Origin of the sequence: Gemmata sp., assembly GCF_051859125.1 — a bacterium.
Taxonomy (GTDB): Bacteria; Planctomycetota; Planctomycetia; order Gemmatales; family Gemmataceae; genus Gemmata.
Genome location: NZ_JBHYGG010000019.1, coordinates 1 through 24,071, shown reverse-complemented (window position 1 = coordinate 24,071; position 24,071 = coordinate 1). Strand labels below are relative to the sequence as shown.

At 70.6% G+C, this 24,071-nt stretch carries 22 protein-coding genes, 2 tRNA genes and 1 pseudogene; 20 read left to right on the top strand and 5 right to left on the bottom strand.

The genetic code is table 11. The features are described 5' to 3' along the window. Window positions 1-83: 83 nt before the first annotated feature. Window positions 84-761, bottom strand: coding sequence for an HAD family hydrolase (locus tag ACTIGN_RS03255; RefSeq protein ID WP_439621270.1), 678 nt, complete (start codon window positions 759-761; stop codon window positions 84-86). Between the two features lie 213 nt (window positions 762-974). Here ACTIGN_RS03255 and ACTIGN_RS03250 point away from each other — a divergent pair, with 213 nt between their 5' ends. The 4 genes from ACTIGN_RS03250 (at window position 975) to ACTIGN_RS03235 (ending at window position 4,738) form a co-directional block, all read left to right on the top strand. After that, window positions 975-1,748, top strand: a complete 774-nt coding sequence (locus tag ACTIGN_RS03250; protein WP_439621268.1) for an SRPBCC family protein — start codon at window positions 975-977, stop codon at window positions 1,746-1,748. Continuing rightward, on the top strand, window positions 1,748-2,518 hold the full coding sequence (locus tag ACTIGN_RS03245; RefSeq protein ID WP_439621266.1) for a DUF421 domain-containing protein: 771 nt from the start codon (window positions 1,748-1,750) through the stop codon (window positions 2,516-2,518). The genes ACTIGN_RS03250 and ACTIGN_RS03245 overlap by 1 nt, the downstream gene beginning before the upstream one ends. A gap of 29 nt (window positions 2,519-2,547) precedes the next feature. After that, window positions 2,548-3,390 carry an SDR family oxidoreductase gene (locus ACTIGN_RS03240; RefSeq protein WP_439621272.1) on the top strand — a complete coding sequence of 281 codons (843 nt, stop codon included), beginning with the start codon at window positions 2,548-2,550 and terminating at the stop codon, window positions 3,388-3,390. Window positions 3,391-3,595: 205 nt separating this feature from the next. Then, a complete protein-coding gene (locus ACTIGN_RS03235; protein ID WP_439621264.1) occupies window positions 3,596-4,738 on the top strand; it encodes an acyltransferase family protein in 1,143 nt (380 codons plus the stop codon). A 14-nt stretch (window positions 4,739-4,752) separates the two neighbouring features. Here the strand turns inward: ACTIGN_RS03235 and ACTIGN_RS03230 are convergent, their stop codons facing one another. Both ACTIGN_RS03230 and ACTIGN_RS03225 read right to left on the bottom strand, forming a co-directional pair. Further along, entirely contained in the window at window positions 4,753-5,796 is a 1,044-nt protein-coding gene (locus tag ACTIGN_RS03230; RefSeq protein ID WP_439621262.1) for an SDR family NAD(P)-dependent oxidoreductase, read from the bottom strand. A 139-nt stretch (window positions 5,797-5,935) separates the two neighbouring features. Further along, a complete protein-coding gene (locus ACTIGN_RS03225; RefSeq protein WP_439621260.1) occupies window positions 5,936-6,421 on the bottom strand; it encodes a fasciclin domain-containing protein in 486 nt (161 codons plus the stop codon). 991 nt (window positions 6,422-7,412) lie between these two features. Between ACTIGN_RS03225 and phnD the strand changes: the two genes are divergently transcribed. The 4 genes from phnD (at window position 7,413) to ACTIGN_RS03205 (ending at window position 11,353) form a co-directional block, all read left to right on the top strand. Continuing rightward, window positions 7,413-8,507 carry a phosphate/phosphite/phosphonate ABC transporter substrate-binding protein gene (phnD, locus tag ACTIGN_RS03220; protein ID WP_439621258.1) on the top strand — a complete coding sequence of 365 codons (1,095 nt, stop codon included), beginning with the start codon at window positions 7,413-7,415 and terminating at the stop codon, window positions 8,505-8,507. 126 nt (window positions 8,508-8,633) lie between these two features. Further along, entirely contained in the window at window positions 8,634-9,737 is a 1,104-nt protein-coding gene (locus ACTIGN_RS03215) for a DUF1559 family PulG-like putative transporter (RefSeq protein ID WP_439621256.1), read from the top strand. A 13-nt stretch (window positions 9,738-9,750) separates the two neighbouring features. Continuing rightward, a complete protein-coding gene (locus tag ACTIGN_RS03210; RefSeq protein ID WP_439621254.1) occupies window positions 9,751-10,179 on the top strand; it encodes a carboxypeptidase-like regulatory domain-containing protein in 429 nt (142 codons plus the stop codon). 151 nt (window positions 10,180-10,330) lie between these two features. Next, window positions 10,331-11,353: a DUF1559 domain-containing protein gene (locus ACTIGN_RS03205; protein ID WP_439621252.1), complete on the top strand. Its 1,023-nt coding sequence runs from the start codon at window positions 10,331-10,333 to the stop codon at window positions 11,351-11,353. 4 nt (window positions 11,354-11,357) lie between these two features. On the opposite strand, the gene ACTIGN_RS03200 is transcribed toward ACTIGN_RS03205, so the two are convergent. Then, window positions 11,358-12,071 carry a DedA family protein gene (locus ACTIGN_RS03200; RefSeq protein WP_439621250.1) on the bottom strand — a complete coding sequence of 238 codons (714 nt, stop codon included), beginning with the start codon at window positions 12,069-12,071 and terminating at the stop codon, window positions 11,358-11,360. 172 nt (window positions 12,072-12,243) lie between these two features. On the opposite strand from ACTIGN_RS03200, the gene ACTIGN_RS03195 reads away from it, so the two are divergent. Beyond that, on the top strand, window positions 12,244-12,645 hold the full coding sequence (locus ACTIGN_RS03195) for a DUF2171 domain-containing protein (protein WP_439621248.1): 402 nt from the start codon (window positions 12,244-12,246) through the stop codon (window positions 12,643-12,645). Between the two features lie 62 nt (window positions 12,646-12,707). Here ACTIGN_RS03195 and ACTIGN_RS03190 read toward each other — a convergent pair whose 3' ends face one another. Further along, complete coding sequence (locus tag ACTIGN_RS03190; protein WP_439621246.1) at window positions 12,708-13,292, bottom strand: hypothetical protein; 585 nt, start codon at window positions 13,290-13,292, stop codon at window positions 12,708-12,710. 146 nt (window positions 13,293-13,438) lie between these two features. Between ACTIGN_RS03190 and ACTIGN_RS03185 the strand changes: the two are divergent. The 11 genes and pseudogenes from ACTIGN_RS03185 to ACTIGN_RS03135 all read left to right on the top strand — a co-directional run. After that, window positions 13,439-14,290 (top strand): annotated as a pseudogene (locus tag ACTIGN_RS03185) (glycosyltransferase 87 family protein); the annotation flags it as partial. A gap of 353 nt (window positions 14,291-14,643) precedes the next feature. After that, window positions 14,644-14,736, top strand: a tRNA-Ser gene (locus tag ACTIGN_RS03180). A gap of 95 nt (window positions 14,737-14,831) precedes the next feature. Then, window positions 14,832-14,904: transfer RNA gene (locus ACTIGN_RS03175), tRNA-Val, on the top strand. 78 nt (window positions 14,905-14,982) lie between these two features. Continuing rightward, window positions 14,983-15,669 (top strand): hypothetical protein, encoded by a 687-nt coding sequence (locus ACTIGN_RS03170; protein ID WP_439621244.1) that lies wholly within the window; start codon window positions 14,983-14,985, stop codon window positions 15,667-15,669. 349 nt (window positions 15,670-16,018) lie between these two features. Continuing rightward, complete coding sequence (locus ACTIGN_RS03165; protein ID WP_439621242.1) at window positions 16,019-16,315, top strand: hypothetical protein; 297 nt, start codon at window positions 16,019-16,021, stop codon at window positions 16,313-16,315. Between the two features lie 326 nt (window positions 16,316-16,641). Next, window positions 16,642-17,067: a hypothetical protein gene (locus ACTIGN_RS03160; protein ID WP_439621240.1), complete on the top strand. Its 426-nt coding sequence runs from the start codon at window positions 16,642-16,644 to the stop codon at window positions 17,065-17,067. A 34-nt stretch (window positions 17,068-17,101) separates the two neighbouring features. Continuing rightward, window positions 17,102-18,085, top strand: a complete 984-nt coding sequence (locus tag ACTIGN_RS03155; RefSeq protein ID WP_439621239.1) for a DUF1559 domain-containing protein — start codon at window positions 17,102-17,104, stop codon at window positions 18,083-18,085. A 27-nt stretch (window positions 18,086-18,112) separates the two neighbouring features. Beyond that, window positions 18,113-18,511: an FHA domain-containing protein gene (locus ACTIGN_RS03150; protein ID WP_439621237.1), complete on the top strand. Its 399-nt coding sequence runs from the start codon at window positions 18,113-18,115 to the stop codon at window positions 18,509-18,511. Between the two features lie 47 nt (window positions 18,512-18,558). Continuing rightward, window positions 18,559-21,033 carry a PSD1 and planctomycete cytochrome C domain-containing protein gene (locus ACTIGN_RS03145; protein ID WP_439621235.1) on the top strand — a complete coding sequence of 825 codons (2,475 nt, stop codon included), beginning with the start codon at window positions 18,559-18,561 and terminating at the stop codon, window positions 21,031-21,033. Between the two features lie 74 nt (window positions 21,034-21,107). Then, on the top strand, window positions 21,108-22,490 hold the full coding sequence (locus tag ACTIGN_RS03140) for a DUF1501 domain-containing protein (RefSeq protein ID WP_439621233.1): 1,383 nt from the start codon (window positions 21,108-21,110) through the stop codon (window positions 22,488-22,490). 126 nt (window positions 22,491-22,616) lie between these two features. Beyond that, window positions 22,617-23,987 carry a sulfatase gene (locus ACTIGN_RS03135; RefSeq protein WP_439621232.1) on the top strand — a complete coding sequence of 457 codons (1,371 nt, stop codon included), beginning with the start codon at window positions 22,617-22,619 and terminating at the stop codon, window positions 23,985-23,987. The last annotated feature ends 84 nt before the right edge of the window (window positions 23,988-24,071 follow it).

The window sequence follows — 24,071 nt, the reverse complement described above, 5'->3', positions numbered from 1 at the left end:
TTCGTGCCTGCCTCCAGACGCCTTCGGAGGCAGGCACGAATGCCTGCCCCACCAACAAAGAAACGAATCCCTGCGATCCGGTGTCACTTCCCGTTCCGCACGCCGCGGCCCAACAGCGACTCGCCCAGGTGGTCCGCCAGGTCGCCCGGGTCGGCGTACACCTCGTCCGCGGCCAGGTCCGCGGCCCCCCACCCGCCGCACCGCAGCGCGATCACCCGGACGCCCGCCCGCCGCGCGGCCTCCACGTCGTAGGGCGTGTCGCCGAGCATCGCGATCTGCTCCCGCGGCAGGCCGAGCTTGTCGATCGCGGCGTGCAGGATGTCCGGGTCCGGCTTCGATTGCTCGGCGTCGTCGGACGACGTGGCCGACTCGATCCACCGGTCGGCGCCGCACACCCGCAGGAGCGGTTCCAACTCGGCCTTCTTCGCGGACGTGGCGACGACCAGCCGCAGGTCGCGCTCGGTCAGGTCGCGGAGGAGCCGCTCGACCCCGGGGGTCGGGTGCAGGTGCGGCACGAACTCCGTGAGGAAGATCTGTGCCCGCCGCTCGGCCACCCGCTTCCCCTCGCCCCGCTCGGCGTCGAGGTCGCTCACCCGCGGGAGCAGCTTGTCGCCGCCCATGCCGATGAGCGGGCGCACGGCCGAGAACGGCACCTCGCGGCCGCTCTCGGCCAGGGCCTTGACCCAGGCGCGGGCGTGGGCGTCGTTGCTGTCGACCAGGGTTCCATCAATGTCGAGGAGGACGGCGTGTATGTGCGTCATGGTGCGGGGCCTGGATGGGATTGAGACGTGAGCGCGGGGCGGGCCGGGGGCGCCCGGGCCGGCCCGGGCGGGACACGTGACCCCCACGCGATTGCGGTGCCGATTCCGCGGCGGCCGGGCGAACGGGGCGATTTTCCCCGGCCGGCGGCGGCGGGAGCCGGCACAGCGGTTGCACGGATGGCCCGCTGGTCCCTTCCACCATCGGGGTTCCTCATGGCCACAACCTTGCTCGCCGCCGCCGCCAAGTCGGCCGCCGGGCCGCGGTCCGCGGTCGCCCGGGCCGTCGACGCGCTCCCGCAGGCCCGCACCAACGTCAGCGCCCCGGAGCGGGTCGTCTCGCTCGTCGCCGGCGGCGCGCTGGCGGCCCTCGGGTTCGACGGCCGCGGCCCGTCGGTCCTCTCGTCGCTCGTCGGCGGGTACCTCCTGTACCGCGCCGCGACCGGGAACTGCCCCGCCTACCAGGCGCTCGGCGTCAGCGGGTCGGACGCGACGGCCCCGAACAGCAGCATCGCGGCCCGGCACGGCACCCGCATCGACCACACGGTCGTGGTGAACAAGCCGGCCCGCGAGGTGTACCGGTTCTGGCGGGACCTCGAGAACCTGCCGCGGTTCATGACGCACCTGATCGACGTGGACACGACGACCGACGGGCAGTCGCTGTGGACGGCCCGCGGCCCGCTCGGGATCCGGGTCCAGTGGGAGGCGAAGCTCATCGCCGACGAGCCGGGCAAGGTGATCTCGTGGCAGTCGCTCGACGGGGCCGACGTGGACACGGCCGGGTCGGTCCACTTCACCGAGGTGCCCGGCAGGGGGACGGAGGTGCGGGTGGCCCTGAAGTACGACCCGCCGGCCGGCAAGCTCGGCGCCGCCGTCGCGCGACTGTTCGGCACCTCGCCGGAGGCCCAGATCCGGGCCGACATGGAGCGGTTCCGGCACATCGTGGAGACCGGCGAGGTGCCCCGCGACGGCGGCACCCGGAGGGGGTGATGGGCGCGTTCGACCTCCCGGAGTGGGCCGCCATCTTCGCCCCGGACGCCCCGCTCCTGGGGTCGTTCGTGCGCGGCTCGGTCGTGTACCTGGCGCTCATCGTGCTGTTCCGCGTCGTCCTCCGCCGGCAGACCGGGTCGATCGGCCTGCCGGACATCATGCTGGTGGTGCTGCTCTCCGAGTGCGTGTCCTCGGCCCTTTCGGCAGAAGCGAAGTCCGTCCCGAACGGGCTGGTCGCTGTGTTCGCGCTCCTGTTCTGGAGCTACGCCCTCGACCGCCTCGGGAACCGGTGGCCGTGGTTCCAGCGGCTCCTCGAACCGCCGCCCCTGGCCCTCGTCCGGGACGGCCGGCCGGTCCGCGCGCACCTCGACCGCGAGGGGATCACCGGCGACGAGTTGATGGCCCAGGTCCGGGCGGGCGGAGTCGACGACCTGACGCGGGTGAAACTTGCGACGCTCGAGTCGGACGGGAGCGTCAGCGTCGTCGAGCGGGACCCCGGCGACCCGCCGGCGCGGGCGTCGAAGGCGGCCCGCGCCGCGGACGCCGTGGTCGACCCGGCCGGCCCGCCCGGTTTCGACGCGGCGGTCAAGACGTTCCTCGCCGCCGCCGCCCGCGTGCAGGAGGCAGTGGCCTGGCACGAGGAGCGGGCGACCGAACACAAGGCCGCCGCGCGGGCGGCACGCGACCTGCTCGCCCGCCACGGGGTCCGAACGGCTCGGACCCCGCCCCCGACCCGCACCGAAAATCCCGCCCAGGAGTCCACCCCGTGAGCGCGACGCAGACGGAACCCAAGGGCCCCATGGCCCCGCAGAGCCAGCCCAAGCCGGGCCTCGACTCGAAGATGGACCCGAAGCCGCGGTTCCTGGCCCCGCTGTACAAGGGGGCCGAGAAGCTGAAGGGAAAGGCCGCGCTGATCACCGGCGGCGACTCCGGGATCGGCAAGTCCGTCGCGGTGCTCTACGCCCGCGAGGGGGCCGACGTGGCCATCGTGTACCTGCCCGTCGAGCAGTCCGACGCCGAGGAGACGAGGGCGGCGGTCGAGGCCGAGGGCCGCAAGTGCCTGCTCCTGCCCGGGGACGTGAAGGACCCGAAGTTCTGCCGCGACGCGGTGGAAAAGACGGTCGCCGCGTACGGCCGGCTCGACGTGCTGGTCAACAACGCCGCGTTCCAGGAGACGCAGCAGAAGCTGGAGGACATCACCGACGAGCAGTTCGACACCACGTTCCGGACGAACATCTACGGATACTTCTACATGGCGAAGGCGGCGGTCGCGTACCTGCCGAGGGGCGGCGCGATCGTGAACTGCGGCTCGATCACCGGGCTGGAGGGGAACAAGACGCTGATCGACTACGCGGCGACGAAGGGCGCGATCCACGCCTTCACAAAGTCGCTGGCGCAGAACCTGATCGACCGCGGGATCCGGGTGAACTGCGTGTCGCCGGGGCCGATCTGGACCCCGCTCCAGCCGGTGTCGAAGCCGGCCGAAAAGGTCGCCGAGCACGGCGCGGGGACGCCCCTGGGCCGGCCCGGCCAGCCGGAGGAGGTGGCCCCGGCGTTCGTGTTCTTCGCGTCGGAAGCGGACAGCAGTTACATCAACGGCGAGATCCTGACGCTCCTCGGCGGCGAGGTCCGCGCGGGGTAACCCACGGGAGACGAGCGCGAGTTCCGCGCGGAGCGACGAACCGAACTCGGGGGGCTCATGCCCCCGCTCGCCGTAACGGCCGCACTCCGGCACACCGATTGCCGCTCCGGGCGGTTGTCTTTCGGTCGCCCCGCTCCGCACCGCCCGCTCACGACGAACAGGCCGGCACGCCGACAGCAGGACGATCGTACCAGGGAGCCCACCCGTGGACGCGGTCACCGCACGCCCCGATCCGACCGGCCCCCGCTTCGACATCGACCCGTTCCGGGCCGTCGTCTGCCTCTGGCTCGTCGCGCTCCACCTCTACGCCGGCGAACTCAACGCCGTCCTGTCCGAGCGGCTCGGGCCGCGCGGGGCCGCCGGGGTACTCAACGTCCGGCTCGGCGTCGAGAGCTTCTTCGTGCTCGCCGGGTTCATGCTCGCACACACGCTGCGGCCGCAGCCGGGGGAGCGGGCCGCGCTGGGCCTGTACCTCGCCCGCCGGTGCGTGCGGCTGCTGCCGCCGTACTGGGTGGCCGTGCTCCTCGCGGCCGCGAACCTGTGGCTCGCCCGGGTCCTGGTCGGGGGCGGGCGGGCGGCCCCGGGGGCCGGGGACGTGGCCGCGCAGATGTTCCTCGTGCAGGAGGCGTTCGGGGTCCGGGAGGCGGCCGTCGGGTTCTGGTCGCTTGTCGCGCTGGAGCAGTTCTACCTGCTCTGGCTCCTCGCGGTCGCGGCGGTCCGGGCGCTCGTGTCGGACGAGGCCGCACGGCTCCGCACCGAGGCGTGGGCCGCGGCCACCGGGTGCGGGCTGCTCGTCTGGCTGTTCCCGTACGACCCCGCCGCGGGGTTCGCACTCCCGATGTGGGGCGGGTTCATACTCCTCGGCGTGCTCCTGTACCGGGCGACCGTGCAGCGCGACGGGCGGGGGCCGTTCCTGCTGGCGCTCCTGGCGGCCGGGGCCGCCGGGTACGCGACGGGCGACCTGCGGTTCCTGCGGGCGGCCGTCGCGGTGGCGGCCCTGGGGCTGATCGGCCAGGGGTTCGAGTTGCCCCGGCGGCGCGCGTTCGAGGCGCTGCGGTGGGTGGGCACGCGGTCGTACAGCATCTACCTCGTCCACGGCACCGTGGCGTACCGCGTGTACTCGCTCGATCCCCGGGGCGAGAAGTTCGGCGGCCCACTCGTGCTGGTTCTGGTGGCGCTGGTACTCTCCCTGGCCGCCGCGGCGGTGTTCTACCGGTTCGTGGAGCGGCCGTGCCTGGAGGCGGCCCGCCGCGTCCGATACCGGCGGACCGCGGCGCACTGCGAGCAGAAGCTGCGGGTGCCGGAACAGCGCGCAACCGTTCCGGCGGTGCCGGCCGCGGCGGTGTGAGCCGGCCGCTCGCATCACGGCGCCCCCGCCGGCAGTGGCGGGGGCACGTCGGCGGCGTGAAGTTCGTTGTTCCGCGCCGCGGCCCGGTCGATGTGCGCCGTCGCCACGGCCGGCAGCGCGCCGCGGCTCTCGTGCCCCTTTGCAACGGCGGTGCCTATGCCGCCCCTCTCGGGTAGCGCCCACCGGTTCGTGAGCCCGAGCAGCGCGTCGGTCAGGTTCGGGAACGCGGCCATCGCGGCCACGCCCAGCTTCGCCGGCAGGCCCAGGACCGCTTCGGCGTCGCCGACCGCGCAGGCGTCGAGGACCTTCGCCGCGGCCGTCTCGGCGCTCATGGAGAACCCCGGCGTGGCGTTCCCGAGCGAGAACCAGGCGTACTCCTTCTCGTGCTGGCCCTTGAACTCGGCGTTCAGGTGGCTCCCGGTCCGCATGAGCCCCGGGCACACGGTGGTGACCACGATGCCGTGCCGGGCCAGTTCGACCCGCATCCCGTGCGACAGGCCGACGAGCGCGAACTTGCCGGCGGTGTACGGGAGCATGTGCGGCAGGGCGATCTTGCCGCCGATGGACGCGACGTTGACGATGCGGCCGGCCCCGCGGGCCTTCATCTCCGGGACGACCTCCTCGGTCGTGTACAGGGCGGCCCAGAAGTGCGTCCGCAGCGACGCCTCGTAGTCCTCTTCCCGCATCTCCTCGACCGGCCCGACGCGGATCATCCCCGCGTTGTTGATGAGCACGTCGATCGGCCCGTTCGCCTGCCGGGCGACGGCCACCAACTCGCGGACCCGCCCGCGGTCGGTGACGTCGCACTCGATTGCCGCGACGCTCGCGCCGCGGCGGGTCAGGTCCTCGACGGCGCGGGCGAGTTCGTTCCCGTCGCGGCTACAGATCGACAGCCGCGCGCCGCGGGCGGCGAGTTGCCGGGCCAGGACGAGGCCGAGCCCGCGCGACCCGCCGGTAATGAGGACGTGCTTGTTGCGGAAGTCGTAGCGGGGGCGGAGGGCGCGGTACGCGAGGTACCCGCCGACGCCGACGGCGGCGGCCAGAAGGGCGCGGTTCATGGGGGCTCCCGGGTGGTGGCGGGCGACGCGGCTGTGCGCGCGAGTCGTCCGGGCCGCGGCCCGGACGACGCTCTCACCACGGGTGCAGGAAGTGTGCCGCCGGCCCGGGGGCCGGCGGGCACCGCTCCCGCGGGGCGGGTCACTTCGGCAGGATCACCGCGTCGATGACGTGGATGACGCCGTTCTTCGCCTTGATATCGGTGGTCACGACGTTCGCGCCGTTCACCATCACCTTCCCGTCCTTGGCGGCGATCGTCACCTTGCCGCCCTGGACGGTCTTGGCCTCGGTCAGCTTGACGACGTCGGCGGCCATCACCTTGCCCGCGACGACGTGGTACGTCAGCACGGCGACGAGCTTGTCCTTGTTCTCGGGCTTGAGGAGCGACTCGACGGTGCCGGCCGGGAGCTTGGCGAACGCCTCGTCGGTCGGGGCGAACACGGTGAACGGCCCCTCGCCCTTGAGCGTATCGACGAGCCCGGCGGCCTTCAGCGCGGCGGCCAGGGTCTTGAACTTCCCGGCCTCGACGGCCACCTCCACGATGTCCTTCTTCGGGGCGTCCTCCGCGCGAGCGGCCAGGGACGTGGCACCGAACAGGACGAGGGCGGCGCACAAGGTCTTCAACATCACGGTGTCTCCAGTTGCGAATGGTCGGACCCGCCGGTGGTCACCGGCGGCGGGGGCCGCGTTCGGTCCGCGTGCCTCACCACCGCATTCGTAGACCGGCCGCGGCCCGATCCCCAACTATTTCCCCCGCACCCTCCCGGCGGCGGGGGTTCCGGTGCGGGGTCCGCGGCCCGCGTCCGGGTGGAACGCTGAGGGGTACGTTCGCCCCGAGCCGACGTGATGCGCCCTTCCCGTTCGAGTGCCGGGTCACGGTGCGAGACGCGCGGCGGGCGGTGCCGACCGGGCGGTGGCGGTCGCCTGGAGCGGGTCCGGGCACTGAAGGCCAGATGAAAGAAGTACGGCCCCGGTACCGGGGCGAAGGAACTGGCCGCCTTGAGCTATCTCGGGAGCGGACGAGCGGAGCGGGGACGCTCGTGGAACCGGCCCGCTCGTCCGCACCGTGACGACGCCGACTGACGGTGCGGAAGTTGGAGGCAAACGCCGCCGAGAACGCTCAACGGGCGAGCAAGCCGAAGTGGCGGCCAGTTCTCTACTCACGAAACCGCATCGCGCAAACCGTTCACGGGATAACAGTTGCTGCGCACACGCCTTTGTTGCAACGATTGGTACGGGGGATGCTTTGGGACCACTCAACGAGACGACACGCGGAGCACGGCGAGGGGAGAGGCGTCTTGCTCCGCGTGTCGTCGTCGCGACGAACAACATACCACCCGGCTTCGTGACACAGGGAGAGGGTGTCACGAAACCGGGTGGTACTGTTCTCGGGCCGGTGAGCAATCGGCACTGCCGCCTGGGACGACGTCCGCCGGCGTCTCCTGCTGGGAGGAACTTCCGACTTGCACTCGTCCTCCCATCCTCGAACCGAAAAGACACCGACTTCTGTGCCGCTCGCCGGGACGGAACACTTCATCGCTTCTTCTTTTGACCGGGCAGGAGACGGGTCTAATAATGGGCCTGTCGGAGTCGCCTCCGTCCCCAGCAGAAGCACCACATGAGCGAGCCGGCCGAGCAGCAGCCCCCGACCCAAGCACCCGCAACTCTCCCGGCCCGTGCGAGCAGTTGGAAGTACACCATCGCCTTCGTCGCCCTCCTTCTGGTCGGGGCCGGGGGGTGGTATGCGTACGTCTACTCTACCGCGATGCCGGTCCCGCCGGACGAGTTGCACGCGCTCAAGGCGTACATCACCAACCTCGCGAAGACCCAGGCCCTCGCTGACGGGTACGCCGACGCGGACGCGGACCTCGTCGCCGACCCGCCCGCCGACCCGGCCAAGTTTCTGAAGGTGGACGAGGTCGTGTTCTCGGTCGTCGGCACCGACGACCCCGAGGCCGCCAAGGAGAACTGGAAGGACTTCATGGCGGCGTTGGAGAAGGCGACGGGCAAGAAAGTAACGTACCTCACCGGCGTCAGCACGGTTCTGGAGCAGGCGCGGGCGGTGGCCGAGGGCCGGGTCCACGTCACCGCGTTCAACACCGGGCAGGTCTCGGCGGCCGTGAACACGGCCGGGTTCGTCCCGCTGTTCTGCCCGGCCGACGCCGACGGCAAGTACGCCTACCAGATGGAGGTCCTCGTGCCCGCGGGGAGCCCGGTGCAGTCGCCGGCCGACCTCCGCGGCAAGGCGGTCGGGCTCGTGGCGCTGTCGTCGAACTCCGGCGGCAAGGCCCCGCTCGTGATCTTCAGGGACAAGTTCCAGATGCTCCCCGGCCGGGACTACAAGTTCTCGTTCATCGGCGACCACGTCCGGGCGGTGAAGGACGTCGCCGCGGGCCGGTACGACGCGGTGTGCGTGGCGAACGACCTGCTCGCCCGCACCGTGGCTGCCGGCGAGGTGAAGCCCGAGCAGTTCCGCAGCGTGTACAAGTCGGACTCGTTCCCGCCGCTGTGCTTCGGCGTCCCGCACAACCTCCCGCCCGACGTGCTCGCGGGGGTGAAGGCGGCGTTCACCGGGTTCGCGGTCCCGAACACGTCGGTGGCGAAGGCGTTCAAGGGCGGGCAGGTGAAGTTCGCCCCGGTGAACTACAAGACCGACTGGCAACTGTCGCGCGAGGTGGACGACTCACTCACCCACCTCCTCGACGCGAAGTGACCGGCTGAGTTGTGTTGTACCGTCGGCCGGGCGCTGCCCCGGCCGGCCCCCGACGGGGAAACGTTTGCGGCCGGGCCTCGTGTCGCCCGGCGCCGCACGACACGTTTTCATCGAGAGGGATTCATCATGCGCGCGTTTCGTTCCGCGTTCACGCTCATCGAACTGCTCGTCGTTATCGCCATCATCGCCGTCCTGATCGGCCTGCTACTCCCCGCGGTGCAGAAGGTCCGCGAGGCCGCCGCCCGCCTCAAGTGCCAGAACAACCTGAAGCAGATCGGCCTCGCGATGCACAACATCGAGGGCGTCCGCCAAGGTTTGCCTCCCGCCGCCATTGACATCAGCAGTAACCCCAGTGCTCCGATCGGGGGGCTGGCAGAGTTTTGGAAAGCCGGGACCAACGGGTCGATCTGGCAGAACTATGCACGGACCAGCGGATTCGCGATCATACTGCCCTACTTGGAACAGGGGAACGTACTCCTCAAGGGGGACGGATACGATTTCAAGAAGGACTGGTACGACGTCGCCAACCGCCCCGCCGCCGCGACACGCATTCCGGTGTACGAGTGCCCGTCGGCGATCACCGTAGCGAGCCGGTTCTACACGCCCATGCCGACCACGGGGGTCCAAGCGTCGATGCCGACGTGGGGCACGTTGTCGGCCGCCCTCGGGGACTACGTCATCAATTCCCGCGGACCGAACAGGGCGATCAACTGGAGCGCCCTAGGGATGTCGATGCCGGCTGCGAACGACCTGCGCGGTGTACTCGCGATCAACGAGTTCACGCCGCTGCTCCGCATCGGTGACGGGTTGAGCAACACGATCATGGTGGCAGAGAGTTCGGGCCGCCCCTCCGAGTGGCGGCCGAGCCCGACCACCGGTATCCCGGCTAAACTGTCCGAAACCGGTCTGGGATTCGCGAGCGGCGTGTGGGCGTCGTACTCGGAGGTGTACGTTCCCCTCGACGGCACGCGGATGAACCCGACGCCGGCCACACGGTTCGGGCGGAACCTCAACAGCGGCGGCGGGACCAACGACACGGCGGCAGACATTCAGGGCGGGTGCCGGATCAACTGCTCGAACGATGCCGAGATTTTCTCGTTCCATACCGGCGGAGCGAACGTCGTGATGGGCGACGGGTCGGTCAAGTTCCTCAGCGCTTCGATCACCATGAAGACGCTCTACCTGCTGGCTTGTCGCTCCGACGGCAACCCGGTGAGCGAGGACTACTAACCCGTCGCGGAGGATGGAAATGCCGGTCGCTCGTTCCGTCGCCGCGGTGATCCTCCTGACCGCGGTCGGCTGCGGCAGTCACATCAGCGTGACCCCGGAACCGGCCTACCCGGTCTCCGGCACGATCACAGCGAAATCATCCCCCGCTGTCGAGGCGCGGGTGACGGCCGTTTCCCTTGGGCCGTCCCCGGAAGCCGGTCGCGAGTTCGATGCGATTACCGACGACAAGGGGGAGTACCGGTTCGGCACGAATACCGCGACGGACGGGTTGCCCCCCGGGCGTTATGCGGTGCGTGTCACCTGGCCGGATGTGGTGCGTCGGAGCGACCCGGAGCACGAGATCGACCGCCTCCGGGGGCGGTACAACGACCCGAAGAAGCCAGCGTTCACGATCGAGGTCAAAGCGGGGGACAATCTGCTCCCCCCGTTCGACCTGAAGTGAGCGCCCCGGCGATCTGATTCGTGGCGCACGATTGTCCCAAAACGCACGTCAGACTCTTCCACTTGCGAACGTGACCGGGTAGCATCAACAACCCACCGCGGGCGATCCTCTCGCGCCAGCGGCTCCCCGTCACCCGATTCCCGGACCGGCCATGCGCCCATCGTGTGCCCGTCGGCGTGCGTTCACGCTCATCGAACTGCTGGTCGTGATCGCGATCATCGCGATTCTCATCGGCCTGTTGCTACCGGCCGTGCAAAAGGTTCGGGCGGCCGCCGCCCGCATGAAGTGCGCCAACAACCTGAAGCAGGTCGGGCTCGCGGCCCACGCCTACGAGAGCGCCAACCAGCGGTTCCCGTCGGCGTTCAACGTGGTCGTCGGGCCGGGCAGTGGGCAGATCCTCGGCACGAACAAGATCGTCACCGTCGGCAAGGCACCGAACCCCGCACCCGACGCCGGGAAGTATTACTCCATCTGGACCGTCCTGCTGCCATACCTGGAGCAGGGGCCGCTGTACCAGAACATGGCGGCGCTCTCGAACAACTTCACCATCGGCGGCACGGCGCTCGGCGCGCAGTACGTCTACACCAAGACCGTCACCGCGACCGACCCGGTGCTGTCGCCGGGGTCGCAGGTGGTCCCGCTCCTGCTGTGCCCGTCCGACGTGCTGCCGAACCCGCCGACGGTCACGTACAGCTTCTACACGTTTGCCTACTCGAATTACGGAGCCGTGCAGGGGACGCAGACGGACGAGGACAGCCTGCTGACGTACCCGTTCGACGGCCCGTTCTACCCCAACAGCCGCACCACCGTCGCGGACGTGACCGACGGACTGAGCGCTACACTTTTCTTCGCCGAGCGCACCTACAAGGAGGCGCACGTCGCGGGGCAGGTAGCGATGTTGAAGGTCGGCGGGTGGTCGTGGTGCAACTACAACTCGATGCAGGACCACTCGCTGGCGAGCAACGTGCCGATCAACTTCTCGGGCTGCGGGCTGGGCGGCGCGGCGTGCTACGACCGCATCCCGGCGATGGGCTCGCAGCACGGCGGCGGGTGCCACGCGGCGCTCGGCGACGGCTCGGTCCGGTTCCTCACGCTGACCGACGCCGCACAACTCCCGCTGCTCCGCGAACTGACGACACGGGCCAGCGGCAACCCGCCGGGCGGGGACTACTGAGCGCCTACTCGCGGAGGAGCTCCCGGGCCGCGGCCATCGCCTCGGGCGCGCCCTCGGGGCGGGTCTCGGGCCGGCCGTCGGGGGGTGCTGCGGCCGGCCCCTGGGCCACGGACACCGGTGCTTCGGGGTCGCCGCGCTTTTCGCGGGTGCTCAGGTAGCGGTAGTAGCGGTAGAGGCCGTACACCACCACCGGCGCCGCCGCGAGGTAGATCGCCCAGTGCCCGGCCCACGTCCGGAGGTGGTCGATCGCGCCGACGACCCACGTCCCGAAGAAGAAGAACAGCCCCACCCCGAACACCGCGTAGACCCCGTCGGCGATCAGGAACTTCGGCACCGAGTACCGGGCCGCGCCGGCGATGAGGAACACCCCGGTCCGCAGCGGCGGCAGGAACCGCGCGAGGATGAGCAACTTCATGCCGTGCTCGTGGAACCGGCTCTCGAGCTGGAGCCGCCGCTCCTTCTTGAGGAACCGCTGCACCCACCGGTACTCGAACAGTTTCGCCCCCCACCTCCACCCGACGCCGAACAGCACCAGGTCGGCGCACACGATGCCGAGGCCGGTGGCCAGCCACGCGAACGGCCACCGCACCTCGGGGTGGACCGCGTTCAGGCTGGCGGCGTAGAGGATCCCGGCCTCCTCGGGGACCGGCGGCAGCCCCAGCCCCGTGAAGAACAGGACGCCGAAGATCGAGGCGTACCAGGCAAGTTCACTACTCACAGCGGCCTCCGTCGGGTGGGCGGTTCCGAACGCACCCGCCCGTTACGGTGCAATCCCCGGACCGTCGTGTCCGGGAAGTCGGCACGACGGTTGCAACTGCTGTGGCGACGGCACTGCCGGTCCCACACGGATCGGTGGCGCTGTTCGCCCTTTATCGAAGAGGAGACTTCACATGGCCGATTTCAAGGACCGCGTCGCCAACGCCGGGCACGCCGTGGCCGACGCCGCGAAGACCGCCGGCAACGCGGTTGTCGAAGGGGCGAAGGACGCCAAGGACTGGGTCGCGGAGAAGACCGGTCTGGGCCACAAAGAGGGGTGCGCACCGGGCAGCGGCCGCGTCGAGGAGCGGATGGACGTGATCGCGTCGTGCGGCAAGAAGGTCGGGGTGGTCGATCACGTCGAGGGCGGCGCGATCAAGCTCACCCGCAAGGACAGTCCGGACGGGCAGCACCACTTCATCCCGATGGGCTGGGTCGACCACGTCGACACCCACGTCCACCTCAAGAAGAACTCGATGGAGGCGCAGCAGGGGTGGAAGGCCGACGCCACGTCGTGCGGCTCCTGCGGCGCGTGACCGGTGCGGACCGATGTGCCCAACGCGACCCGCCCCCACACGGGGCGGGTCGCTGCGTTTCGTCACGCCACGTCGGCGAGCCGCTTCAGCTCGACCTCGATCGCCACCACTTCCGCGTCGGCCTCGGCCTTCTCCTTGCGGGCCGCGTCGAGCTTCGCGGCGGCCGCCTCGCGGACCTTCCGCCGCTGCGCCAGCTTCGCCTCGGCCTCGTCGAGCGCCTGCTCCGCGTAGCACACCTCCTTCTCGAACTGGAGGATCTCGTCCGGGAGCTTGCGGTGCCGGTTCTGGAGGACAACGAGGTCGCTCATCAACTGCGTGCGGGTGGCCCGGGCACGCGCCCGGCGGACCACGGACGCCTCGCCCTCGTCACTTGTCGGCGGCGGGGCCGACACGACGGTGACGCGCGTCGCGGCGACCTCGACGGACTCGCGGAGCGACTTGCCGCGGGCCTTGTGGTACACGACGGTCAGCAGGAACGTGCCGAGCGCGAGCGCGACCGGCGTGGGGTTGGCTTCGACGTTGGCCCGGACCCGCTCGGCGGCCCCGGCGGCCACGCCGGCGTACTGTGCGGCCTCGTCGGGGAACGCGAAGTACCCCGCGGCGACCACGGCGGACACGATCACGAGCACGAGTGCGATGCGCTTCATAGGGGTGTTCCTCGGAGCCCGACCGAGTGGCGGGCCGACTGGCCCACGCGGATTATCGGACGGACAGCGATCTGGACAGCGACCCCGCGGAGCGGGTTCGCGCGGGCCGTGTCATTCCCGCGCCCCGCACGCTACGATGGTCCGGTATGAACCCTCGCGCCCTTGGTACGTTCGCCGCACTCGCCGCCGCCGTCCTGGCGGTCGGCTGGCAGCTCCGCGAACTGCACGCCGACACGTCGTTCCTTCGACCGGTCGACTACATGGAATACTGGTCGGCCGGGCGCGCCGCGCTCGACGGCCAGAACCCCTACGACGGCGAGGTGCTGTACGCGCTGCAGCGGCCGATGGGCAACGACTCCGGCGAGGCGCAGATGATGTGGAACCCGCCGTGGACGCTCCCGCTCACGATGCTCCTCGGCGCGCTCCCGTGGCGCGCGGGGCAACTGCTCTGGCTCGCGCTGAACCTTGCGGCGGTCGCGGGGTCGGCGGCAATGGTTTGGCGCGTGTTCGCAGGAACCTGGCGGTTCGTCGGGGTCGCGGTCGCCGTGGCCGGGGCGTTCGCGCCGACGGCGGTCCTGCTGATGATCGGCCAGATCGGCGGGTTCCTGCTGCTCGGGCTCGCCGGGTTCCTGTTCGCCGTGCGGTTCGAGCGGTTCGCGCTCGCGGGGTGCCTCGGCGCGCTGACCGCGATCAAGCCGCACCTGCTCGCGCCGTTCGCCGTGGTGCTGCTGCTCGAAGCCCTGCGCGGCCGGCCCGCGCGGAGGTCGGTGCTGGCCGGCGGCGCGGTGCTGCTGGTGTGCGGCGTGGTGCCGCTCGCGTGGAACCCGGCGGCCTGGTCGCAGTACCGCGAGGCGACGGGTGCGAGGCAGGCGGAGTCGCACCACACGCTCCACGACTGGGAGCACCCGACGCTCGGGTACGCGATCCGCACGGCGCTGCCCGGCCAGCCGTTCGCGGCGATGTTCGTTCCGCTCGCGGTCGCCGTGCCGCTCGTGTGCGCGTACTGGTGGGGCCGCCGCAGCGCCTGGGACTGGCCGACGGAGCTCCCGCGGCTGGTGCTCGTGTCGGTGGCGGCGGCCCCGTACGGCGCGTGGGTGTTCGACCTCGTGCTGCTGCTGGTGCCGGTGGTGCAGGCGACCGCGTGGCTCGCCGCCGCCGGCCGCCGCAACCTGATCTTCGCGGCGACCGCACTCTACGCGACGGTGAACCTGCTGGCGTTCGCCGCGACGCAAGAGGCCGGCTGGACGGCGAACCGCTGGCTCGTGCCGGTGACGGTCGCCGGCTACCTGCTCGCGGGCCGGATCTGCCGCACCGGCGCGAACCCGCCCGCGGCGGCCGCGTCTATTCGTGCGGAAGGGCAAGCCGAGTGTGGACTGGATGACGGCACCCGTCTCGAAAACGGGCGAGGCGCAAGCCCTTGAGGGTTCGAGTCCCTCTCCTTCCGCTGCTTTGCAATACGGAGTGCGGTGTTCGGAACGCGGAATGAGAGCCACTCCCCGGGTTTGATTCCACACTCCGCGCCCCGCACTCGATCGAACCGGCCTCGTGGTCCAACGGCTCACGACACCTGGATCACAACCAGGAAACGGGGGTTCGACTCCCTCCGAGGCCATTCCCATCTCCCTTTCCGATCTCGCACACTCGGTGGTACGGTGTACCGCATCGGGCTTACACGCCGCGAGGGCGAGCGATGAGTGAGGATCTGTGGTTCACGCTCAACAGCCCCGCAGTATTGCTTGACATGGTCCGCGCCCGCCAGCAGACGTTCTCAACACGAAAGTTGCGGCTCTATTTGTGCGCTTGTTTCCGGCAGTCGCCAAACCTCACCCCGGTCGGGCTACTTTTCGAGTTAGTCGAGGTCGTTGAAAGCTTTGCGGAGGGTGACATTGATTTGAATCAATTGAATGCTTTCCGCAGTTCCTTCTGGTCATCAGGCAACGCTGAACAGGCCGGAATTCAGGGCTTCGGACGGTGCGTTCTCGCGAGTCACGGCCGGCTGTGGGACGCAGCCAAGCAGGCAGCCAATCTCGTAGCCGATACCCATGTTGCCACAACATTTGCGGTATCAGGACTGTCACGGGCGCGTGACCGGGATGTTCGCAGAAACGTGGTTTACCCACAAATTTGCCCACTGCTGCGCGACATCTTCGGCAATCCCTTCCGCCCCGTCGCGGTCGCGCCCGAGTGGCGCACGTCAACGGTCGTCGCGCTCGCCAACCAGATGTACGAGTCTCGCGAGTTTGGCGCGATGCCCATTCTCGCCGATGCGCTGCAAGACGCCGGGTGCGACAGCGACGACATCCTCGTCCACTGCCGCCAAACCGGCGACCACGTCCGCGGGTGCTGGGTCGTCGATCTGGTGTTGGGCAAGGGATAGGGCGCGTCGAGGCCGGCTCTGCGGCCGAGCCGCACCGTGCGACACTCGTGGGTGTGGTAGCGTCGTCCCGGTTGGTCGTGACCACGCCAACTCCGACGGCCCGGTCCTCGCTGACGCCTCGGCCAAGCGGTGGACGCATGAGAGGTCCCCCGACCACTCTCGACAAGAGATCACCGACGGGGCGAATGAGCGACCAAATCTGACAAAGTTCACCAACTGAGGGACAAAACACACAGGCAATGAGGTGAAGTATCTTGATAAAGTCGATCGATATAGTCATATATAAGCGGGACGCCGACGCGGGCGACGAACCGCCGGGCGCCGGAATCCGTCGCACCGAGGACGCACCATGCGGAAGTTCGCGCTGAGCGCTCTGGCCCTCGCCTCCACCCTCGGCCTGGCCCTGGCGGGCGAGGTCGAGTTCGTCAAGTTCGACAAGGAGAAGAAGGAGCTGACGGTGAAGGAGGGGGCCAAGGAGGCCACCTACGCGGTCACCGACGACACCAAGGTGAAGCGGGGCGACAGGGACGCCAAGCTCGAGAACGTCCTGAAGTACTTCGACGAGAAGGCCAAGGCCGGGGCCAAGTTCGAGATCACCACCAAGGACAGGGCGGTGACCGAGATCAAGCTCCCCGGCAAGAAGTGACCCCCCGGGCCGACCGGCCCGCTGACGGTTGACGGTTGACGGCCTGCCGCGGCCCCCTCGCCGCCGCGCCCCGCGACGACTCCCCCGACTCCTCATCGGGGGCGCCTCTTCGGCCCGCATCTCTCTCGACCGGACCGCCGACGCACGCCACCGGCTCCTCACCGGGCGTCGCGCGACTCCACCTATCTCTCGTTCTGATCACCCGTAACCCGCTGGCCGGCCCGTCGCCGCGCCGCGTTCACTCCGTCGCGCTCCCGCAGCGCGGCGTGTGTCGGGGCCGGCGCGTCCCAGTGGGACCGCACGCCCCGCCCTCAAAAGGTGCAGAGATGATCCGCCGCCACCTACTCACCGCCCTCGCCGGCGTGGCCCTGCTCGGTTCGGTCGGGTGCTCTCGGGCCGACCGCACGTACCCGGCCGAGTTCCAGGTGCTCAGTCAGAAGAAGCCGGCCGCCGGGGCCACCGTCGTGCTGCACCCGGTCGGCGCCACCGACCCCGCCGCCCCCCGGCCGACCGGCAAGGTGGACGAGGCGGGCGTGGTGAAGCTCAGCACGTTCGGCGAGAACGACGGCGCGCCCCCCGGGGACTACGTGGTCACGGTGGTGTGGTACGACGTGACGAGCACCCCCGAGCAGGCCGTGGTCGTCAAGGGCGGTGACAAGCTGAAGGGGAAGTACCGCCGGCCGGACGGCCCGACGGCCCCGCGCGTCACGATCCAGAAGCAGACCAACCAGCTCCCGCCCCTCGAACTCTGAGCCGCCGAACCGCGCCACACACGGAGACCCGTCCATGTCGAGTACCCGCCGCCGCGAGGCGTTCACGCTGATCGAACTGCTGGTCGTGATCGCGATCATCGCGATCCTGATCGGGCTCTTGCTCCCGGCCGTCCAGAAGGTCCGCGACGCCGCGGCCCGCATCCAGTGCCAGAACAACCTCAAGCAGGTCGGGCTGGCGTTCCACAACTACGAGAACGCCAACGGCACGTTCCACTCGTCGAAGAACCGCCGCAAGTACGCGGCCGACGCGAAGCCGACCCAGCTCGGGTGGGCCGCGTTCCTGCTGCCGTACATCGAGCAGGGCAACCTGCGCCTGAGCCTGAACCTCCAGAGCGGGTGGAACAACGACGCGAACAACACCCCCCTGGGCGCGGCCCCGATCAAGGTGCTGACGTGCCCGGCGGTCAGCCCGCAGGTGCGCGTCGGGGTCTACAACAACGGCGCGGGGAACAGCCTCGCGTACTTCGACTACACCGCGGTCCAGCAGGTCGACCCGGCCCTCGGGGCGGCCGGGCTGGCCGAGGCGACGACCGAGCCGCAGGTGTACGGCGTCCTGACGAACATCAACCGCCCCTTGGAGGGGACGCCCGGGCCGTACCCCAACGGGCTGTACGAGCGGCGGGTCACCGAGATCACCGACGGCACGTCGAACACGCTTCTGATCGCCGAGGTCGCGGCGCGGCCGCAGAAGTACCTCGGTCGCGCCAAGAAGGCGGTCGGCACCCCCGACACCGACCCCACGACGGGCGGCGCGTGGCTCCGGCCCGGCGCCAGCGACATCCCGAGCTTCCTCGGGACCCAGTACGACGGCTCGGCCGGCCCCGGCCCGTGCGCCATCAACTGCTCCAACGAGCAGAACGTGTTCAGCCTCCACACCGGCGGCGCCAACATCCTGTTCTGCGACGGGTCGGTCAAGTTCGTCAACGAGAACGTCCCGATCCGAACGTTCGCGGCGATCATCACGTTCGCGGGCGGCGAGGTGCTGGGCGACTACTGACCCGAGTCCCCCCGAGCCGAGGTGCCCATGAACACCACGAACGGAACCTGGGGTCTCACCGTCCTCGACGGCGCTCACGAGGGGCGGGTCCTCGCCGGCCGGCCCCTCCCGTTCCTGATCGGCCGGGGCCGCGGGTGCCACCTGCGGCCGGCCGGCGACGGGGTGGGCACCCTCCACTGTGTCGTCGAAGACCGCGAGGGCCGCCCGGTGGTCCGCGACCTCGGCAGCGCCGGCGGCACGTTCGTCAACGGCGAGCGGCTCACCGGCGCGTGCCACCTGATCGACGGCGACGAGTTGCGAGTCGGCCCGCTGCGGCTCCTCGTCACCGTGGAGGGGCGGCCCGACCTCGCCCCCGAGTACGACGCCGACGACGCCCCGGCCGGCCTGATCCCGGGGTGCGCACCACCCGGACCCGGCCCGTTCTGAACTCCCGGCCCGAACCACAGACACCTACCTCCCCGGAGAGCCCACCCATGACACTCGGCGTGCGCATCGTCGCCGCGTTCTCGCTCGTGCTCCTCGCGGCCCCCGGCCGCGGGGCCGAGCCGTCCAAGGACGACCTGGAGTTCTTCGAGAAGAAGATCCGCCCGGTGCTCGCCAGGAGCTGCTACAGCTGCCACGCCGGCAACGTCCAGGCCAAGGGCGGGCTCCGCGTGGACACCCGCGCGGGGCTGGCGATCGGCGGGCAGAACGGGCCGGCCGTCGTCCCCGGCGAGCCGAAGAAGGGCACGCTCCTCGCCGCCCTGCGGCACGACGGGCCGGAGATGCCACCGGCCGGCAAGCTCCCGGACGACGTGATCGCCGACTTCGCCCGGTGGGTCGAGATCGGCGCGCCCGACCCCCGCGTGCCCGAGGCGAAGCCGGTCAGCCGCGGCAAGTACGACTACGAGGAGGCGCGCAAGGAGTGGGCCTACCAAACGCCGAAGAAGTCGCCGGTCCCCGAACTGAAGGGCGACACCTGGGCGGCGACCCCGGTGGACCGGTTCGTGCGCGCGAAGCAACTCGCCACCGGCACGACCCCGGTCGCCGACGCCGGCCCGGTGGTGTGGCTGCGGCGGGTGACGTTCGACCTCGTCGGCCTGCCGCCGACCCCGGAGCAGGTCGCCGCGGTTGAGAGGGACGCCTCGGCGAAGGCCCGCGAGAGGATCGTCGACCAGTTGCTCGCGAGCCCGCAGTTCGGCGAGCGCTGGGGCCGGCACTGGCTCGACGTCGCGCGGTACGCGGAGAGCACCGGCAAGGAGCGGAACTTCGCGTACGCCCAGGCGTGGCGGTACCGCGACTGGGTCATCGACGCGGTGAACGCCGACAAGCCGTTCGACCGGTTCGTCCGCGAGCAGGTCGCCGGCGACCTGCTCCCCGCGGCGACGCCCGCCGAGCGGGACGCGCTGCGGATCGCGACCGGGTTCCTCGCGCTGGGCCCGAAGGGGATCAACGAGCGGAACCGCGAGTCGTTCCTGCTCGACGTCGCCGACGAGCAGATCGAGAACATCGGCCGCGGCGTGCTCGGGCTCTCGGTCGGGTGCGCCCGGTGCCACGACCACAAGTTCGACCCGATCCCGGCGGCCGACTACTACGCGATCGCCGGCATCCTGCGGAGCACCGACACGAGGGCCGGCATCCAGAACCGGACCCGCGCCGGCGGCCAGCCGGAGTTGCTCGTCGCCCTGTCGGGCGCGTCCACCCCGGACCCGAAGCTGGTCGCCGAGGTCGCGCGGCTGGAGAAGGAGTGGACCGCCAAGCGGGACGAGTTGCGGCGGCTCCGGCCCGAGGTGGCCGCCGGCGAACCCGCCGCCGCCCCGGGCGACGCCAAGCCGGGGACGACCCCCGCGGTGATCGACGCGCTCCGCGCGAAGCAGCAGGAGGTGCAGGCCGCGGTCCAGAGGCTCGACCAGGCGAAGGCGAAGCTCGCGGCCGCCTCGGCGGCGCACACCGCGATCGGGGTCGCGGACCGCGCGGCCCCGCAGGACATCGCCGTCCGCGTCCGCGGCGAGGCCGACAACCTCGGCCCGGTCGTCCCCCGCGGGTTCCTCACGCTCATCAACCTGCCGAAGACCCCGGCGATCCCCGAGACGGCGAGCGGCCGCAGGGAGCTGGCCGAGTGGCTGACCCGGCCGGACCACCCGCTCACCGCCCGCGTCGCGGTGAACCGCATCTGGGCGAAGCTGTTCGGCGTCGGGCTGGTGCCGACCGTCGACGACTTCGGCGATCAGGGCCAGAAGGTCACGCACCCCGAACTGCTCGACTACCTCGCGGTCACGTTCGTCGAGCGCGGCTGGTCGGTGAAGCAGACGGTCCGCGAACTGGTGCTGAGCCGCACGTACCAACTCGCCGGCGCCGACGACGAGGCGAACCTCGCGAGGGACGAGGCGAACGTGTCACTGTGGCGGTGGAACCGGAAGCGGCTCGACGCCGAGGCCCTCCGCGACGCGGCGCTCGCGGCCGGCGGGCGGCTCGACCTGACCCGGCCGGTGGGCTCGCCGGTCGCCGAACTCGGGGCCCGGGAGCTGGGCGCGAACGCCGACTTCCGCCCGGTGCAGCGGCCGTCGCGGCACCGCAGCGTGTACCTGCCGGTCCTCCGCAACCGGCCGCCCGAGGCGCTGGCGCTGTTCGACCTGCCCGACCCGAGCCTCGTCGCCGGCCAGCGGGAGACGACGACCAGTCCGAACCAGGCGCTGTACCTCCTCAACGGGGCGTTCGCCCTCGAGCAGTCGGAGCACCTCGCCCGGCGGCTCCTGGCCGGCGCGGCGACGGACGAGGCGCGCGTCGAGCGGGCGTACCTCGCGGTCCTCGGCCGCTCCCCCACCCGGGCCGAGCGGGACCGCGTGCTGAAGTTCCTGGCCGAATGGCCGGCGAAGGACGGCGACACGTCGGAGGCCCGCGACCTCGCCGCGTGGACGGCGGTCTCCCAGGCGCTGCTCGCGCTCCCGGAGTTCCGGTTCCTGTTCTGACCCACGCAAGGGCCGGAGTTCTCACCCGACCTCCGGCCCTTCACCCCCACCAAACACACCGACGGAGTCCGTTCGTGAACCAGTTCTTTGCCCCGGCCCACTCGCGCCGGCAGTGGCTGCGCAGCACGTCGTGCGGGTTCGGCTCCCTGGCCCTCGCTGGCCTGCTCAACGAGCAACGGGCCCGCGCCGCCGACGACCCGCCGAAGCCGCACCACGCCCCGAAGGCCAAGCGGGTGATCTTCGTGTTCCTGCAAGGGTCGCCGTCGCAGGTGGACACGTTCGACTACAAGCCGCGGCTCCAGAAGGACGACGGCGGGGCGGTCGACACCGGCGGCGGCAACCCGCGGCGGTGGCTCGGCTCGCCGTGGAAGTTCGCGCAGCACGGGCGGTCCGGCCAGTGGATCTCCGAGCTGTACCCGAACGTGGCCAGGCACGCCGACAAGCTCGCCGTCATCAAGAGCCTGACGACGGACATCCCGAACCACCCGCAGGCCGTGCTCCAGATGCACACCGGGGCGTTCCGGTTCGCCCGCCCGTCGCTCGGGTCGTGGCTCCTGTACGGGCTCGGCACCGAGAACAAGGAGCTGCCCGGGTTCCTCGTGCTCAGCCCGCTCACCCGCGTGGGCGGCGCGCAGAACTACGGCAACGCCTTTATGCCGTCGCGGTTCCAGGCGACCCGCATCGGCGGCGAGGGCCAGCCGATCGCCAGGGCCAACCTCGGCGACGTGACCAACCCGCGGTGGGACTCCGACGCCCAGCGGCGCCAACTCGACCTGCTCGCCGACCTGGACAAGTCGCGGCCCGTCCGCACCGCCAACGAGGGCGACCTCGACGGCGTCATCCGGTCGTACGAGTTGGCGTTCCGCATGCAGACGTCCCTACCCAAGCTGTTCGACCTGTCGAAGGAGACGAAGGCGACGCTGGAGGCGTACGGCATCGGGAAGGAGCCGACCGACGACTTCGGGCGGCAGTGCCTGCTGGCCCGGCGGGCGGTCGAGTCCGGGGTGCGGTTCGTGGAGGTCACCTCGACCGGGTGGGACCACCACAACAACCTCCGCCGCGACATGGCCCGGCGGTGCGGCGAGGTGGACCAACCGGTCGGCGCGCTGCTGGCCGACCTCGAGCAGCGGGGGCTGCTCAAGGACACGCTGGTGCTGTTCGGGGGCGAGTTCGGCCGCACCCCGGCGGGCCAGTCGGCCGACGGCCGCGACCACCAGGTCGACGGGTTCACGATGTGGCTCGCCGGGGCCGGGGTGAAGGGCGGCACGTCGTACGGCTCGACCGACGAGTACGGCCAGAAGATCGCCGAGAAGAAGGCCCACGTCCACGACCTGAACGCCACCCTCCTCCACCTGATGGGGCTGAACCACAAGGAACTCACGTATTGGTACAGCGGCCGCGACTTCCGCCTGACCGACGTGTACGGCGACGTGATCTCGGACGTCATCGACTCGTGACCCGGTCGGTGCCGGTCGCGGCGGCCGCGGACGCCGGTGTCCGCGGCCGCTTGGTCGTTTCCCCGGCGGGCGCCCCGCCGCCGGTCGTAAACTGTGGGCGGAACGATTCCTCTAAGGACGGTTGCGATGCGATACACCATTGCCGCACTCATCATCGCCGGCGTGGCCCGGCCCGCGGTCGCCGCGGACCCGCCGGCCCGGCCGAACGTGCTGTTCATCGCCGCGGACGACCTGAACCACTGGGTCGGGCACCTCGGCCGCAACGCCCAGGCCAAGACCCCCAACATCGACCGCCTCGCGAAAATGGGGGTCACGTTCAACCGGGCCTACTGCGCCGGCCCGGTGTGCAACCCGAGCCGCGCCGCGCTCATGTCCGGGCTGCGGCCCGGCTCCAGCGGCGTGTACGACAACGGGCAGGACTGGAAGCCGGTGGTCCCGAAGGAGCGGACCCTCACCACGCAGTTCCTGAACGCTGGGTACAACGTGTACGGCGCGGGGAAGATCTACCACGCGAGCGCGCACCGGCCCGGCGAGTGGACCGACTACTTCGTCGGCGACAAGGAGAAGACCGCCCCCCACCCGGACGCCAAGAACGACGGCGTCGGCGGGATCCGGTTCCAGCCGCTCACCGACGACTCGAGGCTCCAGGACGAGAGCACCGTCGACTACGGCATCGCGAAGCTGGGGGCGAAGCACGACAAGCCGTTCTTCCTCGCGGTCGGGCTGCACAAGCCGCACATGCCGTGGAACGTGCCGAAGAAGTACTACGACCTGTTCCCCCTCGACAAGATCGAGCTGCCCCCCGCGGCGAAGGACGACCTGAAGGACGTGCCGCCGGCCGGGATCAAGATGGCCAAGCCCGACGGGGACCACGCCGCGATCGTCAAGTCCGGGCGGTGGAAGGAGGCCGTGCAGGGCTACCTCGCGGCGATCGCGTACTGCGACGCCCAGGTCGGCCGCCTGCTCGACGCCTACGACAAGTCGCCGCACAAGGGGAACACGATCATCGTGTTCTGGGGCGACCACGGGTGGCACTTGGGCGAGAAGGAGCACTGGCGGAAGTTCGCCCTGTGGGAGGAATCGACCCGCATGCCGTACGTCTGGGTCGTGCCCGGGGTGACGAGGGCGGGCGGGGTGTCCGGCCGCACCGTGGACCTCATGAGCGTCTACCCGACGCTGTGCGGGCTGTGCGGGATCGACCGGCCCAAGCACGTCGAGGGCGAGGACATCAAGCCGCTACTGCTCGACCCGAAGGCCGCGTGGGACAAGCCCGGCATCACCACGTTCCACCTGAACAACCACGCGGTCCGCACCGATCGCTGGCGGTACATCCGGTACGCGAACGGGGACGAAGAACTCTACGACCACGACAACGACGACTACGAGTGGGTCAACCTCGCGAGGGACGAGAAGCACGCCGCCGTGAAGCAGGACCTCATCAAACTGCTGCCGGCGACGAACAAGCCCGAGCTCCCGCGTGCGAAGGACAAGGAGTGATGCCAGATCCGGCGGAACCGGACCCGTGGCGGGTCCGAGCCCGAGCGCCGAGCGAGGGTCCACGTGAACCCTCGCTCGGCGCTC

What these genes read in the sequence shown, in the direction of transcription:
- ACTIGN_RS03195 (WP_439621248.1), top strand. Translation starts at nt 12,244, where the DNA reads ATGGCCGATTTCAAGGACCGCGTCGCCAACGCCGGGCACGCCGTGGCC.
- ACTIGN_RS03225 (WP_439621260.1), bottom strand. Translation starts at nt 6,421, where the DNA reads ATGTTGAAGACCTTGTGCGCCGCCCTCGTCCTGTTCGGTGCCACGTCC.
- ACTIGN_RS03170 (WP_439621244.1), top strand. Translation starts at nt 14,983, where the DNA reads ATGAGTGAGGATCTGTGGTTCACGCTCAACAGCCCCGCAGTATTGCTT.
- ACTIGN_RS03245 (WP_439621266.1), top strand. Translation starts at nt 1,748, where the DNA reads ATGGGCGCGTTCGACCTCCCGGAGTGGGCCGCCATCTTCGCCCCGGAC.
- ACTIGN_RS03190 (WP_439621246.1), bottom strand. Translation starts at nt 13,292, where the DNA reads ATGAAGCGCATCGCACTCGTGCTCGTGATCGTGTCCGCCGTGGTCGCC.
- ACTIGN_RS03135 (WP_439621232.1), top strand. Translation starts at nt 22,617, where the DNA reads ATGCGATACACCATTGCCGCACTCATCATCGCCGGCGTGGCCCGGCCC.
- ACTIGN_RS03145 (WP_439621235.1), top strand. Translation starts at nt 18,559, where the DNA reads ATGACACTCGGCGTGCGCATCGTCGCCGCGTTCTCGCTCGTGCTCCTC.
- ACTIGN_RS03165 (WP_439621242.1), top strand. Translation starts at nt 16,019, where the DNA reads ATGCGGAAGTTCGCGCTGAGCGCTCTGGCCCTCGCCTCCACCCTCGGC.
- ACTIGN_RS03205 (WP_439621252.1), top strand. Translation starts at nt 10,331, where the DNA reads ATGCGCCCATCGTGTGCCCGTCGGCGTGCGTTCACGCTCATCGAACTG.
- phnD (WP_439621258.1), top strand. Translation starts at nt 7,413, where the DNA reads ATGAGCGAGCCGGCCGAGCAGCAGCCCCCGACCCAAGCACCCGCAACT.
- ACTIGN_RS03255 (WP_439621270.1), bottom strand. Translation starts at nt 761, where the DNA reads ATGACGCACATACACGCCGTCCTCCTCGACATTGATGGAACCCTGGTC.
- ACTIGN_RS03230 (WP_439621262.1), bottom strand. Translation starts at nt 5,796, where the DNA reads ATGAACCGCGCCCTTCTGGCCGCCGCCGTCGGCGTCGGCGGGTACCTC.
- ACTIGN_RS03160 (WP_439621240.1), top strand. Translation starts at nt 16,642, where the DNA reads ATGATCCGCCGCCACCTACTCACCGCCCTCGCCGGCGTGGCCCTGCTC.
- ACTIGN_RS03210 (WP_439621254.1), top strand. Translation starts at nt 9,751, where the DNA reads ATGGAAATGCCGGTCGCTCGTTCCGTCGCCGCGGTGATCCTCCTGACC.
- ACTIGN_RS03155 (WP_439621239.1), top strand. Translation starts at nt 17,102, where the DNA reads ATGTCGAGTACCCGCCGCCGCGAGGCGTTCACGCTGATCGAACTGCTG.
- ACTIGN_RS03215 (WP_439621256.1), top strand. Translation starts at nt 8,634, where the DNA reads ATGCGCGCGTTTCGTTCCGCGTTCACGCTCATCGAACTGCTCGTCGTT.
- ACTIGN_RS03150 (WP_439621237.1), top strand. Translation starts at nt 18,113, where the DNA reads ATGAACACCACGAACGGAACCTGGGGTCTCACCGTCCTCGACGGCGCT.
- ACTIGN_RS03250 (WP_439621268.1), top strand. Translation starts at nt 975, where the DNA reads ATGGCCACAACCTTGCTCGCCGCCGCCGCCAAGTCGGCCGCCGGGCCG.
- ACTIGN_RS03240 (WP_439621272.1), top strand. Translation starts at nt 2,548, where the DNA reads ATGGCCCCGCAGAGCCAGCCCAAGCCGGGCCTCGACTCGAAGATGGAC.